Raw genomic sequence first — 16339 nt, forward strand, 5'->3', positions numbered from 1 at the left:
GCAATTGCACCCGTGTGGGTGACGTGATGCGACAGTCATGTGACGTAGCGTTACGGCATGATCGACCCGCCAGCGCCCGCCCCCTCCGAGTGCGGGGCGCGACCGCTCCAGGACGGGGCACGGCTTCCCGCCCGTTCGGGCACGGGCCGGTTCCCCGTCCTCCTCGTGGTCTTCGTCTGCGCCGCCTGCGGGCTGGTATACGAGCTCGAACTCGTCGCGCTCGCCTCGTATGTGAGCGGTGATCCGGTCACCCAGGCGTCGGTGGTCCTCTCCGTCATGGTCTTCGCGATGGGCCTCGGCTCACTGCTCGCCAAGCGGATGCGCTGTCACGCGGCCGTCGGCTTCGGTCTGGTGGAGGCGGCGCTCGCGCTCATCGGGGGCAGCTCGGCGCTGGTGCTGTACGCGGCGTTCGCCTGGCTCGGCGAGGCGCGGCCGGCGGTGGTCGCGTTCTCGCTGGCGATCGGGGTGCTGATCGGAGCGGAGATCCCGCTGCTGATGTCACTGATCCAGCGGGCGTCCCGGCGGTCCGGCCGCGAGCAGGATGCCGCGGGCACCGTCGCGGATCTGTTCGCCGCCGACTACGTGGGCGCGCTGGTGGGCGGGCTCGCCTTTCCGTTTCTGCTGCTGCCCTGGCTCGGGCAGCTCACGGGTGCGCTGCTGACCGGCGCGGTGAACGTCGTGGCGGGCGGGGCGCTGGTGCTGTGGCTGTTCCGGCGGGATCTCACGGCGCGGGCACGGTGGTGGCTGCTCGTGGCCAATGTGACGGTGCTGGTGGTGCTCGCCGTGGCGACGGCTCTGGCAGGGGACTTCGAGGCGGCCGCCCGCCGCGCGTTCTACGGGGAGCCGGTGCGGGTGGCCGTGCGCACGGACGTCCAGGAGGTCGTGCTGACGGGGGCGAGGCAAGGGCCGCTGGAGCTCTTCCTGGACGGGCGTCTGCGGGTGAGCGGCCGGGACGCGGGGCTGTACCGGAGGGCGCTGGTGCAGGGGGCGATGCGCGGACCGCAGGCGCGGGTGCTGGTCCTCGGGGGCGGTGACGGGCTCGCGGCCCGCGAGGTGCTGCGCCGCCCGGGCGTGCGCTCGGTGACGCTCGTCGAGCGGGACCCCGGAATGGTCCGGCTGGCCCGTACGGACCCGGCGCTGACGGCGCTGAACGGACATGTGTACCGGGATCCGCGGCTGCGGGTGGTGTGCGCGGACGCCTTCGACTGGCTCCGGACGGCGCGGGGTGAGTACGACGTGGTGGTCTCGGACCTCCCCGACCCGGTGACGACGCCCGGGCCGAAGCTGTATTCGCAGGAGTTCTACGGCCTTGCGGCGGGTGTGCTCACGAAGGGCGGGCGGCTCGTGGTCGACGCCGGGCCGGTCGCCCCCCGGCCCCGGACGTACTGGACGGTGGAGACGACGATGCGCTCGGCGGGGCTGGTGACGATGCCCTACCGGGTGCCGGGGCTGGCGGACCACGGATTCGTGCTGGCGGCGCGGAACAGCGCGCCGCGGCCCGCGCTCGGCCCGGGGGCGGTGGCCCTGGCCGGCGACCGGCTGGCGGGTCTGCACCCGTCGACGCTGCTGCACCCGCGCTATGCGGGGTGAGCGTGCCGGTACCGCCGTGCGGGGCGCTGAAGTGCGCGGACGTGCCGCTGGGCGGGGTGCTGAAGTGCGCGGCCGTGCCGCTGGGTGCGTGTCCTGAGCATGCCGCCATCGCGCCGGCGGTGGCCCTGGCGCGTGCCGGTTCTGGGCCGGATGCGTCCCCGGAGGGTGCCGGTTCCGTGCAGAAACGGCGACCTGCGGGCCAGGGCTGAGTAGGCTCGGCTTTCATGGAGCATGAGGCGTTCGTTCCGGTGCCGGCAGAGACCCTCCGGCAGATGCTGGCCGACCCCGCGCGCGTCGCGCGCTGCGTCCCCGGTCTGCAACGTGACGCGGATGCTTCGGCGGGCCCCCTCACCGGCCGTCTGAAGGTCCGGGTGGGGAGCCATACGATCACCTACCGCGGCAGTCTGCGGATCACCGCGCAGGACGACGACTTCGCGATCGAGGGGGAGGGCACGGAAGCCCGTGGCCCGGGCGCCGTGAAGCTCACGCTGGCCCTGCGGCTCACCCCCGCGGAAGGCGGCACGACCCTCGCCTTCACCGGTACGTCCCATGCGGAGGGCCGACTGGCCGACCTGCCCGCGGAAGCGACCTCCCACGCGGCCGCCCGTCTCCTGGACCGCTTTGCGTCGTCGCTGGCCGCCGTGGTCGCGGAGCCGTCGGACGGGACGGCCGCCGCACTCGATGCCCACGGGGAAGAGCCGGCCGCGGACACGGACGACGCCGTGAGTACAGACGACGGGGAGGGCACCGAGCAGCCCGCCGCGACAGACGCCGACGCCGAGGCCGCCGACGAAAGCACGGCCGCCGACGAAGGCGCGGACGCCGACGCCGACGCCCAGGGCGTGGCCGGTGCGGACGCCGACGCCGGCGCGGAGGGTGCCGACGGTGTGGACGGCACATCCGTCTTCGACGTCGACGTGCCTCCCTCTGCCCTGGACCCCATGACGGAAGACGACGTCGACACCGGCGACGAACCCCCCGCCGAGGCGGCCCATGCGCGCCGGACCATGATCGGGCGCAGTGCGGAGGAGGTCGACCACGCTCCGCCGCGCGGCCGGTACGCACCCGTGCCCCCGCCCCAGACCGCGGCCGCGGGAGGACCCCTGCGCTGGATCGCGCCCGCAGCCGCGATCGCCATTGCTTCCGCGGTAGTTGTCGGACGTGCCCTGCGGCGCAGGAGGTAGTCCGCCAGTAGGGTCGGGGCGTGAGTAGCGAAGAGCGCGTCCGGCTCACCGCCGGCGATGTCGAGCTGACCGTGGCTCCCACCAACGGCTGCCGGATCAACAGTCTGCGGATCGCGGGGACCGAACTCCTACGGCAGGGTGAGCACTACGGCTGCTTCCCCATGGTCCCCTGGTGCGGCAGGACCGGGGACGGCCGGTTCCTCAACGGCGGCGTGACCCATCAACTGCCCCTCAACGACCCACCGCACGCCATCCACGGCACCGGCCGTGACACGGCTTGGCGTCTCGCCCCCGGCTCGGGCCCCACCGGTGCCGCGTTCACCTACGACCTCGCCGAACCCTGGCCGTACACCGGACGCGTCACCCAGACCTTCGAGCTGACCGAGGACTCACTCACGCTCCAGCTCGGCGTCGAGACCTACGACGTGTCGTTCCCGGCCCAGGCCGGCTGGCACCCCTGGTTCCTGCGCAATCCCTTCCCCGGTGGCAAGGAAGCCCAGCTGGCGTTCACGCCCGACTGGCAGGAGGAGCGGGGAGACGATCACCTTCCCACCGGCCGGCGTATCGGCCCCACGCCCGGCCCCTGGGACGACTGCTTCGGTATGCCCGACGGCGTCGATGTCACCGTCACCTGGCCGGAACAGCTGGAGCTGACGGTGAAGAGCCGGGCCGAGTGGGTCGTGATCTACGACGAGCAGCCCGAGGCCGTCTGTGTCGAGCCCCAGTCCGGGCCGCCGAACGGGCTCAACACCCACCCCCGTCTGGTCACCCCCATCGACCCCCTCGAAATGACCGCGACCTGGAGCTGGCGGAGGCTCGGGTAGGCAGCGGCTTCCGGGTCCCCGACAGGACCTAAGCTCGTGACCATGACTGACGTACGCGCTGAGCTGCTCCAGCAGATCAAGGACAAGGCCGTGGTGCACGGCAAGGTGACCCTCTCCTCGGGTCGTGAGGCCGACTACTACATCGATCTGCGCCGGATCACGCTGGACGGCGAGGCGGCGCCCCTGGTCGGTCAGGTGATGCTCGATCTGACCAAGGAGCTCGACTACGACTGCGTCGGCGGACTGACGCTCGGCGCGGACCCGGTCGCGACCTCGATGCTGCACGCCTCCGCCGCACGCGGTGAGCGTCTGGACGCCTTCGTCGTACGGAAGGCCCAGAAGGCGCACGGGATGCAGCGCCGTATCGAGGGCGCCGACGTCAAGGGCCGTCGCTGCCTGGTCGTCGAGGACACCTCCACGACCGGCGGTTCGCCGCTCACCGCGGTCGAGGCGGTCCGTGAGGCGGGCGGTGAGGTCGTCGCCGTGGCCACCATCGTGGACCGGGGTGCCGCCGGGGCCATCGCCGAGGCCGGTCTGTCCTATCTGACCGGTTACCGGCTCTCCGACCTCGGGCTGGACTGAAGCGGAACCCGCAATTCGACCCGGTCCGCTATTTCTGAGCTGCGGCTTTGTCGATGGGACGGGACGTTTCACGTGAAACGTCCTGTCCCATTGGGCGGGCGCCCCATGGGCGTCTGTAAGGATAGGTGCGACGATGACGTCGCACCCCAGGTCAGGGCCAAGCAACGCACACCGCACATCACAAGGAGCGGACAGATGCCCATCGCAACCCCCGAGGTCTACAACGAGATGCTCGACCGGGCGAAGGCAGGCAAGTTCGCCTACCCGGCCATCAACGTCACCTCGTCCCAGACCCTCCACGCTGCCCTGCGCGGCTTCGCGGAGGCCGAGAGCGACGGCATCGTTCAGATTTCCACCGGCGGTGCGGAGTTCCTGGGCGGTCAGTACACGAAGGACATGGTGACCGGCGCCGTCGCTCTGGCCGAGTTCGCGCACATCGTCGCCGCGAAGTACGACGTCAACATCGCTCTGCACACCGACCACTGCCCCAAGGACAAGCTGGACGGCTATGTCCGTCCGCTGCTCGCCATCTCCGAGGAGCGCGTCGCCGCGGGCAAGAACCCGCTGTTCCAGTCGCACATGTGGGACGGCTCCGCCGAGACCCTCGCCGACAACCTGGCCATCGCCCAGGAGCTGCTGCCCCGCGCCGCCGCCGCCAAGATCATCCTCGAGGTGGAGATCACCCCGACCGGCGGTGAGGAGGACGGTGTCACCCACGAGATCAACGACGAGCTCTACACCACCGTCGACGACGCCATCCGCACCGTCGAGGCGCTCGGCCTGGGCGAGAAGGGCCGCTACCTGCTGGCCGCGTCCTTCGGCAATGTCCACGGTGTCTACAAGCCGGGCAATGTCGTCCTCCGTCCCGAGCTGCTCAAGGACCTGCAGGCCGGCGTCGCGAGCAAGTTCGGCAAGGCCGCCGAGCCGGGCCCGTTCGACTTCGTCTTCCACGGTGGATCCGGCTCCACGGCCGAGGAGATCGCCACCGCGCTGGAGAACGGCGTCGTGAAGATGAACCTCGACACCGACACCCAGTACGCCTTCACCCGCCCCGTCGCGGACCACATGTTCAAGAACTACGACGGTGTGCTGAAGGTCGACGGCGAGGTCGGCTCGAAGAAGACCTACGACCCGCGCACCTGGGGCAAGCTGGCCGAGGCCGGCATGGCCGCGCGTGTCGTGGAGGCCTGTGGCGCGCTGCGTTCCACGGGCACGAAGCTCAAGTAAGCAGCTCGGGTACCTCACGCAGATCACTCGAGACGCGAGGCCCGGCACCGCTCGTACGGTGCCGGGCCTTCGTCTTGTCCGGAGGGAAAAGGTCATGCCGATGACGACGTACGACTTCGACAAGCCCGTCGACCGCCGTGGCACCGCCTGTGTGCAGTGGGACGGTGTCGCCGACCGCTTCGGAGTGGACGGGCTGCTGCCGTTCACCATCTCCGACATGGACTTCCCGTCACCGCCGCCGGTGCTGGACGCATTGCGGGAGCGGCTCGCGCACGGGGTCTTCGGATACACCGACTGGCGTCTGAGCGAGTTCCGCGAGGCGATATGCGGCTGGTACGCGAGCCGCTTCGGCACCGCGATCGATCCGGAGCGCATCGTGTACGGGCCGTCCGTGCTGAACCAGCTGTCCCAGTTGCTGAGGATGTGGACGGAGCCCGGTGACGGGGTGGCCGTGCACACTCCGACGTACGACGGCTTCCGCAAGGCGGTGACCGGGCTGGGCCGGGAGCTGCGCGGGGTGCCGCTGGGGGATGCCGCCGCGCTGGAGCGTGAGCTCGCGCGGCCGGACACGAAGATCCTGATCCTGTGCTCGCCGCACAATCCGACGGGGCGGGTGTGGACGGAGGCCGAGCTCGAGGAGACGGCCCGGCTGGCACAGGCCCATGACGTCGCCGTGATCAGCGACGAGATCCACGCCGACTTCGTCCACGACGGTCACCGGCATCTGCCGTGGACACGGTTCGCCCGGGACGGCGGGCGCTGGGCGCTGATCACCTCCGCGTCGAAGGCGTTCAACTTCCCGGCCCTCAACGGTTCCTACGGGATCATCGGTGATCCCGGGGAGCGTGAGGTGTTCAACCGGAGGATGGAGACGGGTGAGGGGCTGGGCTGCCCGTCGGTGCTCTCGCTCACGGCGCATGTCGCCGCGTACCGGGAGGGCGCGGAATGGCTGGACGCGGCCCGTGGCTACGTCGCCGGGAATCTCGCGATGCTCGCGGACCGGCTCGAGGGTGCGTTCCCCGCGCTGAGCTGGACGCCGCCGCAGGCTGGGTATCTGGCCTGGATCGACCTCCGGGCGCTGGGCGTGGACGGTGAGGCACTGCAGCGTGAGCTCATCGAGCGCGAGCGCGTGGCGATCATGCCGGGCACGGTGTACGGGGTGGAGGGCTTCGTCCGGATGAACGTGGGCTGCCCGCGAAGCAAGGCGGAAGCGGGGACGGAGGCACTGGTCAGGGCGCTGTCCCGGCTGGTCTGACAGATCACGGCGGCCCCTGCCCCCAGCGCTTCCGGAGACGAGGGGGCGGGGCGGGCCCCTGGCGATGCTGGGTCGCGAGGGTCGCCAGGGCGCCCCGGGAGGGCGATGATCCCCCTATGGACATCAGGCTCGCGTCGGCCACCGGGCGCTGGGTGGTGCTGACCACGGTCCTCGGTTCCAGCATGGCCATGCTCGACTCGACCGTGGTGAACGTCGCCCTCCCACGCATCGGCGACGATCTCGACGCCGACCTGGCCGCGCTGCAGTGGACCGTCAACGCCTACATGCTGACGCTCGCCGGACTGATCCTGCTGGGCGGTGCGCTCGGGGACCGCTACGGGCGGCGGAAGGTGTTCGTGATCGGCGTCGCCTGGTTCGCGCTGGCCTCCCTGATCTGCGGCTTCGCGCCCAACGCGACCGTGCTGATCGCCGCCCGGGCGCTCCAGGGCGTCGGTGGGGCGCTGCTCACCCCGGGGTCGCTGGCGCTGATCCAGGCCAGCTTCCACCCCGACGACCGGGCCCGGGCCGTCGGCCTGTGGTCCGGCTTCGGTGGCGTGGGCGCGGCCGTCGGGCCGTTCGTCGGCGGCTGGCTGGTCGACGGTCCCGGCTGGCGATGGGTGTTCCTGCTCAATGTGCCGCTGGCCGCGCTGTGCGTCCCGGTCGCGTTGCGGCACGTTCCGGAATCGAGGGACCCGCAAGCCCGGGGCCGCTTCGATGTGCTCGGCGCGGTGCTCGGCGCGCTGAGCCTCGCGTTCGTCACGTACGCCCTCATCGACATGGCCTGGTGGGCGGGGGTGGCCGGGGTGGCAGCCGGCATCGCCTTCGTGGCCGTCGAGCGGAGCCGGCCCGCGCCCATGCTGCCGCTGTCGATCTTCTCCTCGCGCCTGTTCACCGCCGTCAATGTGGTGACGCTCTGTGTGTACGCCGCTTTCAGCGGGTTCTTCTTCCTCACGTCCCTTCAGCTCCAGGTCGTGTCCGGGTACTCGGCGCTAGCCGCCGGCACCGCCCTCCTGCCCGTCACCCTGCTGATGCTGTTCTTCTCGGCCCGGTCGGGGGAGCTGGGGGAGCGGATCGGTCCCCGCATCCCCCTCACGGTCGGACCGCTCCTGGCCGCCGCCGGGATGCTGCTGATGCTGCGGGTGGGGCCGGACGCCGTGTACGTCACGGACGTGCTGCCCGCGACGCTCGTACTCGGACTCGGCATGGTCACCCTCGTCGCCCCGCTGACCGCGACCGTCCTGGCCTCCGTGGACAGCACGCGCGCCGGGATCGCCAGCGGGATCAACAACGCCGCCGCCCGCGCCGCGGGGCTTCTCGCGGTGGCCGCGCTGCCCCTGCTCGCCGGGATGGGGCCGGAGGCCTATCGCATTCCGACCGAGTTCGCGGCGACCTACCGGCGGGCGATTCCGCTGTGCGCGGGCGCGCTCGTGCTGGGCGCGCTGATCGCCTTCGCGACGGTGCGGCGGCCCGCGAAGACGGGCTGCCGGCCCGAGTGCAGGGTGCAGTGCGGCGTCGGGGCACCGGCCCTCGAGGACCCGGCGACGTCCGGGCGGGAGCCGGGCGAACCTGGTGAGCGTGGCGCGCCCGGTGGGCCGGGCACGGCGTCCGGATGACGGCGCGCCCCGGCTGGGGCCGCCGGCGGGTGAGTCTCCCCCACCCGGCTTCTGTGACACTGAACCCATGGCCATCCACGAAAACCTGCTGGGGGGACCGCCCCCCACCCATCTGCCCGACGACCCGGAGCCCAGGGAGCTGCTCGCGAACGGCACGGCCCCCACCGAGGTCGCCGCCAAGTACCCGACCTCCTCGCTCGCCTGGGCCCAGCTCGCCGACGAGGCGTTCGAGGCCGGCCGTGTCGTCGAGTCGTACGCCTACGCCCGCACCGGCTACCACCGCGGGCTGGACGCACTGCGCCGCAGCGGCTGGAAGGGCCACGGCCCGGTGCCCTGGGAGCACGAGCCGAACCGTGGTTTCCTGCGCGCCCTGCACGCCCTCGCCCGGGCCGCGGGAGCCATCGGCGAGCAGGACGAGTTCGCGCGTTGCAGCACCTTCCTGCGCGATTCCTCCGAGACCGCGGCGCGGACGCTGGGCTGAGCGCCGCCGACCCGGACACCACGGGTGACCAGCGGTAACCACGTGGGGCGGGCATCTTTCCGGGTGCTCGCCCCTCGCGTTGCCCGTGGGGCGCGTGTTTAATGAGGCCCGCAGGGGACCGGAGCTCCGATACCACGAACGGAAGGGGCGGACCGCTACCCGGACACATGTGTCAGGAGACAGCGATGTCGCAGTATCCCGATGCCTCCGGAGCCGGTTCGGTCACCCCGAACCTCGACTTCGCGGGCACCACCCCCTACGAGGACTACGTCCAGGCCGACGTACTCACCCACCTCCAGCACCCTCTCTCCGACGATCCCGGCGAGATGGTCTTCCTGGTCACCACCCAGGTCATGGAGCTGTGGTTCACCGTCATCGTGCACGAGTGGGAGACCGCGTCCCGCGCCCTGCGCCGCGACGACCTGCCCGTCGCGATGGACGCCCTCAAGCGGTCCGTGCGCGAGCTGGACGCGCTGAACGCCTCCTGGCGTCCGCTCGCCCAGCTCACCCCCGTGCAGTTCAACGCCTACCGCAGCGCCCTCGGCGAGGGCTCCGGCTTCCAGTCGGCGATGTACCGGCGCATGGAGTTCCTGCTCGGCGAGAAGTCGGCGTCCATGCTGGTCCCGCACCGCGGCGCCCCCCGCGTCCACGCCGAGCTGGAGAAGGCGCTGCACGAGCCGAGCCTGTACGACGAGGTGCTGCGGCTGCTCGCGCGCCGCGGGCTGCCCGTCCCGCAGACGGCTATCGACCGGGACCTCTCACAGCGCTACGAGCCGTCGCCCGAGGTCGAGCGGGTATGGGCGTCCGTCTACGAGGACACCGACCAGAACGGCGAACTCGTACGCCTCGGTGAGGCGCTGACCGACGTCGGCGAGCTGGTGTGGCGCTGGCGCAACGACCACCTCGTCGCGACCCGCAGAGCCATGGGTGCCAAGGCAGGCACCGGTGGTTCCGCCGGTGTCGCCTGGCTGGAGAAGCGCGCCACGAAGAACGTCTTCCCCGAGCTGTGGACGGCGAGAAGCCATGTCTGACCCGCACGCGGACCTGGTGGAGAAGGCCGCGGCGCTCGACGCCGCGGACGAACTGGTCAAGCGGCGGGAACTGTTCGCGCTCGAGGAGGGGACCGTCTACCTCGACGGGAACTCGCTGGGCGCCCTGCCCCGCCACGTTCCCGGCCGGATGGCCGACGTCATCACCCGCGAATGGGGCGAGCTGCGCATCCGCTCCTGGAGCGAGAGCGGCTGGTGGACCGCGCCCGAGCGGATCGGCGACCGGATCGCCCCCCTCGTCGGAGCGGCGCCCGGACAGATCGTCGTCGGCGACTCCACCAGTGTGAACGTCTTCAAGGCCCTGGTCGCGGCGGTGGGTATGGCGCCCGATGGCCGGGACGAGATCGTCGTCGACGCCACGACCTTCCCCACGGACGGCTATATCGCCGAGTCCGCCGCCCGGATGACCAGCCACCGTCTGGTGCCGGTCGCCGCGGCCGACGTACCCGGCGTGCTCGGGCCCCGTACGGCCGCGGTCCTCGTCAACCACGTCGACTTCCGCACCGGCCGGCTGCACGACCTGCCGGCCCTCACGGCGGCCGTCCACGAGGCGGGTGCCCTCGCCGTCTGGGACCTGTGCCACAGTGCGGGGGCGCTGCCCGTGGGGCTCGACGCGCACGGCGTCGACCTCGCGGTCGGCTGCACCTACAAGTACCTCAACGGCGGCCCCGGCTCGCCCGCGTACCTGTACGTCGCCGAGCGCCACCAGAGCCGCTTCCACTCCCCGCTGCCCGGCTGGAACTCGCACGCCGATCCGTTCGCCATGGACACGGGCTTCACCGCGGCGGACGGTGCGCTGCGCGGCCGGGTCGGCACCCCCGACATCTTGTCGATGCTGGCGCTCGAGGCGGCCCTCGACGTCTGGGACGGCGTCCGGGTGGAGGCGGTGCGCGCCAAGTCGCTGGCCCTGACCGACTTCTTCCTGGAGTGCGTCGAGGCGTATGTGCCCGCGGGGAGGGTCACCTCGCTGACCCCGCGCGCCCACGCCGAACGCGGCAGCCAGGTGGCACTGTCGTGCGCCGAGGCCCCGGCGGTGATGGAGGCCCTGATCGGACGCGGTGTGGTGGGCGATCTGCGCCGCCCCGACGTGCTGCGTTTCGGCTTCACTCCGCTGTACGTCGGCTTCGCGGACACGGAGCGCGCGGCCAGGACCCTCGCGGAGGTCCTCGCCGGGATTCCCGCGGCGCCGCTCCGCTGATCGCGGGGGCCGCGTGCCCTGGTACCGTCCGCGCACCAGGGCACGCGAGCCCGGCAAGGTCCAAACGAAAGACCCCAGGTCAGTTCGGCCCCCTTACCGGAAGGCTGGAGCAGTATGCCGGATCCCGCCGCGGACGACGCCGCAGCCCGTGACGCCGCTCGTGACGCTCGCGAGGAGGTCTCGGCCTTCTCACATCCGCCCGTCGCTCCCGATGCCACCGCCTCCTACGGCGGACACCCGGACCAGAAGGTCGACTTCTACGCCCCGCGGGGCGACCAGAACCAGGTGCCGCTGGTGGTGGTCCTGCACGGCGGGTCGTGGCGGGCACGCTACGACCGGCAGCATGTGACCCCGTTCGCCGACTTCCTCGCCCGCCGCGGTTTCGCCGTCGCCAACGTCGAATACCGCAGGGGCGGCGCACTGGCCGAGCAGCGGGCCTCCGAGCAGGCCGGGGACGCCGAAGCGGTGCCGGTGGCCGGGCGCTGGCCGGAGACGTTCGACGACGTCGCGGCGGCGCTGGACGCCATGCCCGCGCTCGCCGCCGAGGCGCTCCCGCAGGCCGATGCGCGGCGCATGGTGCTCACCGGCCATTCGGCGGGTGGCCATCTCGCGCTGTGGGCCGCCGCCCGGCATGTGCTGCCCGCCGGTGCACCGGCGGGCTGGCGGCTCGCGCGGCCGCCGAGGCTGCGCGGAGTCGTCGCGCTCGCCCCGGTCGCCGACTTGGCGATGGCGGCCGAGGTGGGGATGGGCAGCGGGGCGGTGAACCAACTCCTCGGCACCGGCGAGCAGTTCGAGCAGCGCCTGCCCTGCGCGGACCCCGCGCTGCTGCTGCCCACCGGCATCGCGACCGCCATCGTCCACGGCCGCAGCGACATCGTGGTGCCGCCGGACGTCGTCGAGTCGTTCGTCGACGCGGCGGCGAAAGCGGGCGAGACGGTCGGCTTCACGCTCCTCGAGGACGTCGGTCACTTCCCGCTGATCGATCCGGCGGCGGACGCCTGCGCCGTGGTGGCGGAGGAGATCGCCCAGCTCGCCTGGTGAGCATGCCGGCGTACCGTGCGTAGCCCCAGGCCACGCCCGTGGTGTCCATGTAGTACCTGGGACGGACGCGGAAGGATCCGCATCACAGGTGACGACCGTGCCCGACCCTCCCCGTACCTTGGCTGTCGTGACCGATTCGCAGACCACCCAGCGCATACCGCGCTCCGAGGCCGACGGCCGCAGCCCCGAGTTTCGCCTGGCCATGGGCATGCTCAGGGGGCTGCGCGAGGACCTCGGCCACGATGTCTTCACCTACCGGCCGCTCCCGCCGCTCGGCAAGGACGGCCCCTTCATCCGCCGGCTTCCGGGCCGGCTGCGCGAGTGGGCGGTCTGGACCCGGCACGCGCTCGTGGGCTTCGCCGCGTTCCTCGTGGTGAGCGCCGGCTGGACCGTGGCCACGGGTGTGAACTCCGGCCGCAGCGACGTGCTCGCCCTCGCGGTTCTCGTACCCGCTGCCGCGGTCATGGTGACGCTGGTCAGGCCCGTTGCCGCGTTCTGGCTGTCCCTCGCCTCCACCCCGTTCGTCTCCCTGCTCGTCTCGGGGCGGGAGGAGTGGCCCTGGTCGGTGCCTTCCTTCATCGGCCACCTGGTGGTGCTCACCGTCGTCGCAGCCCGGACCCGGCCCCGCACCGCCGCCTGGATGTGGGTGCTGACCGGTATGTACGGAGCGTTCGCCGACACCGTGCTGCGCAACGACTACTACGGCTCGGACACCGCGCCGATGATGTTCGTTTCCGCGATGTCCCTGCTCGTCGTGACCGTGCTGCACGTCCGCCGCCAGGCGCGGGAGGAGGTCGCCGTCCAGCAGAGCGTCACCGCCGTCGAACGCGACCGGCGCACCCTGCTGGAGGAGCGCACCACCATCGCCCGTGAGCTGCACGACGTGGTGGCGCACCACATGTCGGTCGTCGCCATCCAGGCGGAGGCGGCGCCCTACCGGGTCGAGAACCCGCCGCCGGAGCTGGAGCAGGCCTTCGCCACCATCCGCGAGAACGCGGTGGCGGCGCTCACCGAACTGCGCCGGGTCCTCGGCGTCGTGAGGGCCGAGGACTACCAGGCCCCGGATGCGCCGCAGCCGACGCTCGCGGACCTCGGCGGGCTGCTGGGGAACGTGCGCGACGCGGGCCTCGAGGTGGACCTGGCGATCACCGGAGCGGCGCGCGAGCTGCCGCAGGGCGTGGAGCTCTCCGCGTACCGGATCGTCCAGGAGGCACTGAGCAACGCGCTGCGGCACGCACCCGGCGCCTCCGCGAAGGTCGAGGTCTCGTACGTCCTGGGCGGCCTCGGACTGCGTATCGTGAACGGTCCCGCGCGGGGCCTCACCAAGCCTTCGCCGGGCTCGGGCCACGGCATCACCGGTATGCGGGAGCGTGTGACGATGCTGAGCGGCGAGATGACGGCCGGACCCACCGAGGAGGGCGGCTACGAGGTCGCCGCGTTCCTCCCCGTCGTGAAGGACGAGAACGCATGACCATCCGTGTGCTGATCGTCGACGACCAGGCGATGGTCCGTGAGGGCTTCTCCGTCCTGCTGAACGCGATGCCGGACATCGAGGTGATCGGCGAGGCGGTCAACGGCCGCGAGGCGGTCACCCAGGTCGCCGCCCTGCACCCGGACGTCGTCCTGATGGACATCCGGATGCCTGAGCTCAACGGCATCGAGGCGACCCGCGAGATCGTGGCGGCCGACTCCGACGCGAAGGTGCTGGTCCTCACCACCTTCGACCTCGACGAGTACGTCTACCAGGCGCTGCGCGCCGGGGCGTCGGGCTTTCTGCTCAAGGACGCCTCGGCCCGGCAGCTCGCGGACGGCGTGCGTGTGGTGGCGGCGGGCGAGGCACTGCTTGCCCCGACGGTCACCCGCCGTCTGATCACCGAGTTCTCCCGGATCTCCGCGTCTCCCCGGCCTCCTGCGATGGCCCAGGTCGGCGATCTGACGGAGCGCGAGACGGAGGTGCTGGTGCTGATCGCCCAGGGCCTGTCGAACGCGGAGATCGCCTCGCACCTCGTGGTCGCCGAGTCGACGATCAAGACGCACGTCAGCAGGATCCTGGTGAAGCTGGGGCTGCGCGACCGGACGCAGGCGGCGGTGTTCGCGTACGAGGCGCGGCTGGTCACGCCGGGGTAGACAACGCGATGATCACTCATGCGGGTGATCATCGTGCAAATCCCCCCGATGGCGGAGCGCGCTCGGCATGCTGGCGTGAGCACTGGAAGGAGTGCACCATGACGGTTATGGCAGAGCGCGCGTCCCAGATGACGGTGGAACAGTTCGAGAAGATCGCTGCTTTCGCCGCCAAGGATTCCGACGAGGCCGTCAGGTTGGAGTTCATCAACGGGCGGATCGGGGACAAGGGCGTGCCTGACGGCGATCACGACGAAATCATCAGGTGGCTTCAGAAGCGCTGTATGCAGGCTCGGGGCGATCTGTGGCTGTACGGCGAGCGGGGCTTGAAGCTGGTTGCCTATCGCAAGGGGCGAGCCCGGCCGGACGGTGTGCTTGCCCCCGAGAATGCCTTCGCCGGCCAGGGTGAGTGGGCCAGCCCGGCCGGTGTCCTCATGACCGTCGAGATCACCTCGTACGACAGCGACACCGACAAGCGCGACCGCGAGGAGAAGCCCCTCGCCTACGCCGACGCGGGCATCCCCGTCTTCCTCCTCATCGACCGCGACGACTGCACGGTCACCGTGCACAGCGATCCGGACCCGGACGGCAGGGGGTACCGCGACATCCACAAGGTCGCCTTCGGCACCAGTGTCGATCTTCCCGACCCGGTCGGCTTCCCGCTCGAGACGGATGTCCTGAAGAACTACGTCCGCTGAATCCGCGGGTACGGCATCGGTGGCCGCGGCCGGCTGCGGCTGCGTTCCCTCATCGAACCCCATCGGTCACGGTCGCACCGCCCCCGCTACCCCTGCCGTTCCGCGCGGCGGCCGGGTAGCGTCCGCACATGGACGCAGCCCCGCCGCACCCGGCCCCCGACCTGCCTTTCGCACCGTGGTCGCCCGCCTTCGCGGCGGACCCCTATCCCGCGTACGCGGAGCTGCGCGCCCGGGGACGGGTGCACTGGTTCGAGCCGACCCGGCAGTGGCTGGTGCCGCACTACGCCGATGTGTCGGCCCTGCTGCGTGACCGGCGCCTGGGCCGTACGTATCTGCACCGTTTCACCCACGAGGAGTTCGGGCGTACGCCCCCGCCGGCCGCCCATGAGCCCTTCCACACCCTCAACGACCACGGACTGCTGGACCTCGAAGCCCCCGACCACACCCGGATCCGGCGGCTGGTGACCAAGGCGTTCACCCCGCGGACCGTGCAGGCGCTGGAACCGACGGTACGGAGGCTGGCCGCGGAGCTGGTCGCGGGGCTCGTGGCGAAGGGCGGCGGCGATCTGCTCGCCGAGGTCGCCGAACCGCTTCCGGTCGCCGTCATCGCGGAGATGCTGGGCATCCCGGAGAGCGACCGGGGGCTGCTGCGGCCCTGGTCGGCGGACATCTGCGGGATGTACGAGCTGAACCCGCCGGAGGAGACGGCGGCCCGGGCCGTGCGGGCCTCGCTCGAGTTCTCCGCGTATCTGCGGGCGCTGATCGCCGAGCGGCGCAAGGCTCCGGGCGACGACCTGATCTCGGCGCTGATCGCCGCGTACGACGACGGCGACCGGCTCAGCGAGCAGGAGATGGTCTCCACCTGCGTGCTGCTGCTGAACGCGGGCCACGAGGCGACGGTCAACACCACCGCCAACGGCTGGTGGACCCTCTTCCGCCACCCCGCGCAGCTGGCGGCGCTGCGGGCCGATCACTTCCTGCTGTCCACAGCTGTGGAAGAACTGATGCGCTACGACACCCCGCTCCAGCTCTTCGAGCGCTGGGTGCTCGACGACATCGAGATCGACGGGACCGTGCTGCCCCGCGGCAGTGAGCTGGCGCTTCTTTTCGGTTCCGCCAATCGTGACCCGGCCCGCTTCGAGAGCCCCGGCACACTCGACCTCGCTCGTCCCGACAACCCGCACATCTCCTTCGGCGCCGGTATCCACTACTGCCTGGGCGCCCCGCTCGCCCGCATCGAACTGGCCGCCTCCTTCGGGGAGTTGCTGCGCGAGGCGCCGGCGATGCGGCTCGCGGCGGAGCCCCAGTGGAAGCCGGGGTTCGTGATCAGAGGGCTGCGGGAGCTGCTCGTCGAGCTGTGAGCGGTGCCGCGGCACTCGGCCCGCGTACCGCACGGGAACCGCGGCGGATTGCGTCAGGGGCATTGCCGCAGACGCTGCTGCGTCACTACTGTCCCCCTACCATCACGTGTCC

15 protein-coding genes are annotated in these 16339 nt (G+C 71.5%); all 15 read left to right on the forward strand.

The genetic code is table 11. The features are described 5' to 3' along the window. The first annotated feature begins 57 nt into the window (after nt 1–57). The 15 genes from ACTWOL_RS20285 (at nt 58) to ACTWOL_RS20355 (ending at nt 16227) form a co-directional block, all read left to right on the forward strand. On the forward strand, nt 58–1590 hold the full coding sequence (locus ACTWOL_RS20285) for a polyamine aminopropyltransferase (protein ID WP_474298177.1): 1533 nt from the start codon (nt 58–60) through the stop codon (nt 1588–1590). A gap of 224 nt (nt 1591–1814) precedes the next feature. After that, entirely contained in the window at nt 1815–2774 is a 960-nt protein-coding gene (locus tag ACTWOL_RS20290; protein WP_474298178.1) for an SRPBCC domain-containing protein, read from the forward strand. Nucleotides 2775–2794: 20 nt separating this feature from the next. Next, nucleotides 2795–3598, forward strand: a complete 804-nt coding sequence (locus tag ACTWOL_RS20295; protein ID WP_474298179.1) for an aldose epimerase family protein — start codon at nt 2795–2797, stop codon at nt 3596–3598. A gap of 42 nt (nt 3599–3640) precedes the next feature. Next, nucleotides 3641–4180, forward strand: coding sequence for an orotate phosphoribosyltransferase (gene pyrE / locus ACTWOL_RS20300; RefSeq protein WP_474298180.1), 540 nt, complete (start codon nt 3641–3643; stop codon nt 4178–4180). Nucleotides 4181–4375: 195 nt separating this feature from the next. Continuing rightward, nucleotides 4376–5407, forward strand: a complete 1032-nt coding sequence (gene fbaA / locus ACTWOL_RS20305; protein WP_474298181.1) for a class II fructose-bisphosphate aldolase — start codon at nt 4376–4378, stop codon at nt 5405–5407. Nucleotides 5408–5501: 94 nt separating this feature from the next. Further along, entirely contained in the window at nt 5502–6662 is a 1161-nt protein-coding gene (locus tag ACTWOL_RS20310; protein ID WP_474298182.1) for a MalY/PatB family protein, read from the forward strand. A gap of 116 nt (nt 6663–6778) precedes the next feature. Further along, nucleotides 6779–8275 carry an MFS transporter gene (locus tag ACTWOL_RS20315; protein WP_474298183.1) on the forward strand — a complete coding sequence of 499 codons (1497 nt, stop codon included), beginning with the start codon at nt 6779–6781 and terminating at the stop codon, nt 8273–8275. 67 nt (nt 8276–8342) lie between these two features. Further along, nucleotides 8343–8756, forward strand: a complete 414-nt coding sequence (locus ACTWOL_RS20320; protein ID WP_474298184.1) for a DUF3151 domain-containing protein — start codon at nt 8343–8345, stop codon at nt 8754–8756. A 185-nt stretch (nt 8757–8941) separates the two neighbouring features. Next, nucleotides 8942–9787 (forward strand): tryptophan 2,3-dioxygenase, encoded by an 846-nt coding sequence (gene kynA, locus ACTWOL_RS20325; protein ID WP_474298185.1) that lies wholly within the window; start codon nt 8942–8944, stop codon nt 9785–9787. Further along, a complete protein-coding gene (gene kynU, locus ACTWOL_RS20330; RefSeq protein WP_474298186.1) occupies nt 9780–11003 on the forward strand; it encodes a kynureninase in 1224 nt (407 codons plus the stop codon). Before kynA ends, kynU begins: the two co-directional genes overlap by 8 nt. A gap of 114 nt (nt 11004–11117) precedes the next feature. Then, complete coding sequence (locus tag ACTWOL_RS20335; protein ID WP_474298187.1) at nt 11118–12044, forward strand: alpha/beta hydrolase family protein; 927 nt, start codon at nt 11118–11120, stop codon at nt 12042–12044. A gap of 127 nt (nt 12045–12171) precedes the next feature. Next, on the forward strand, nt 12172–13515 hold the full coding sequence (locus ACTWOL_RS20340) for a sensor histidine kinase (RefSeq protein WP_474298188.1): 1344 nt from the start codon (nt 12172–12174) through the stop codon (nt 13513–13515). After that, complete coding sequence (locus ACTWOL_RS20345; protein WP_474298189.1) at nt 13512–14171, forward strand: response regulator; 660 nt, start codon at nt 13512–13514, stop codon at nt 14169–14171. Before ACTWOL_RS20340 ends, ACTWOL_RS20345 begins: the two co-directional genes overlap by 4 nt. Before the next feature lie 98 nt (nt 14172–14269). After that, entirely contained in the window at nt 14270–14866 is a 597-nt protein-coding gene (locus ACTWOL_RS20350; RefSeq protein WP_474298190.1) for a Uma2 family endonuclease, read from the forward strand. Between the two features lie 128 nt (nt 14867–14994). Continuing rightward, nucleotides 14995–16227, forward strand: a complete 1233-nt coding sequence (locus ACTWOL_RS20355) for a cytochrome P450 (protein ID WP_474298191.1) — start codon at nt 14995–14997, stop codon at nt 16225–16227. Nucleotides 16228–16339: the final 112 nt, after the last annotated feature.

The organism is Micromonospora sp. IBHARD003 (assembly GCF_056106285.1).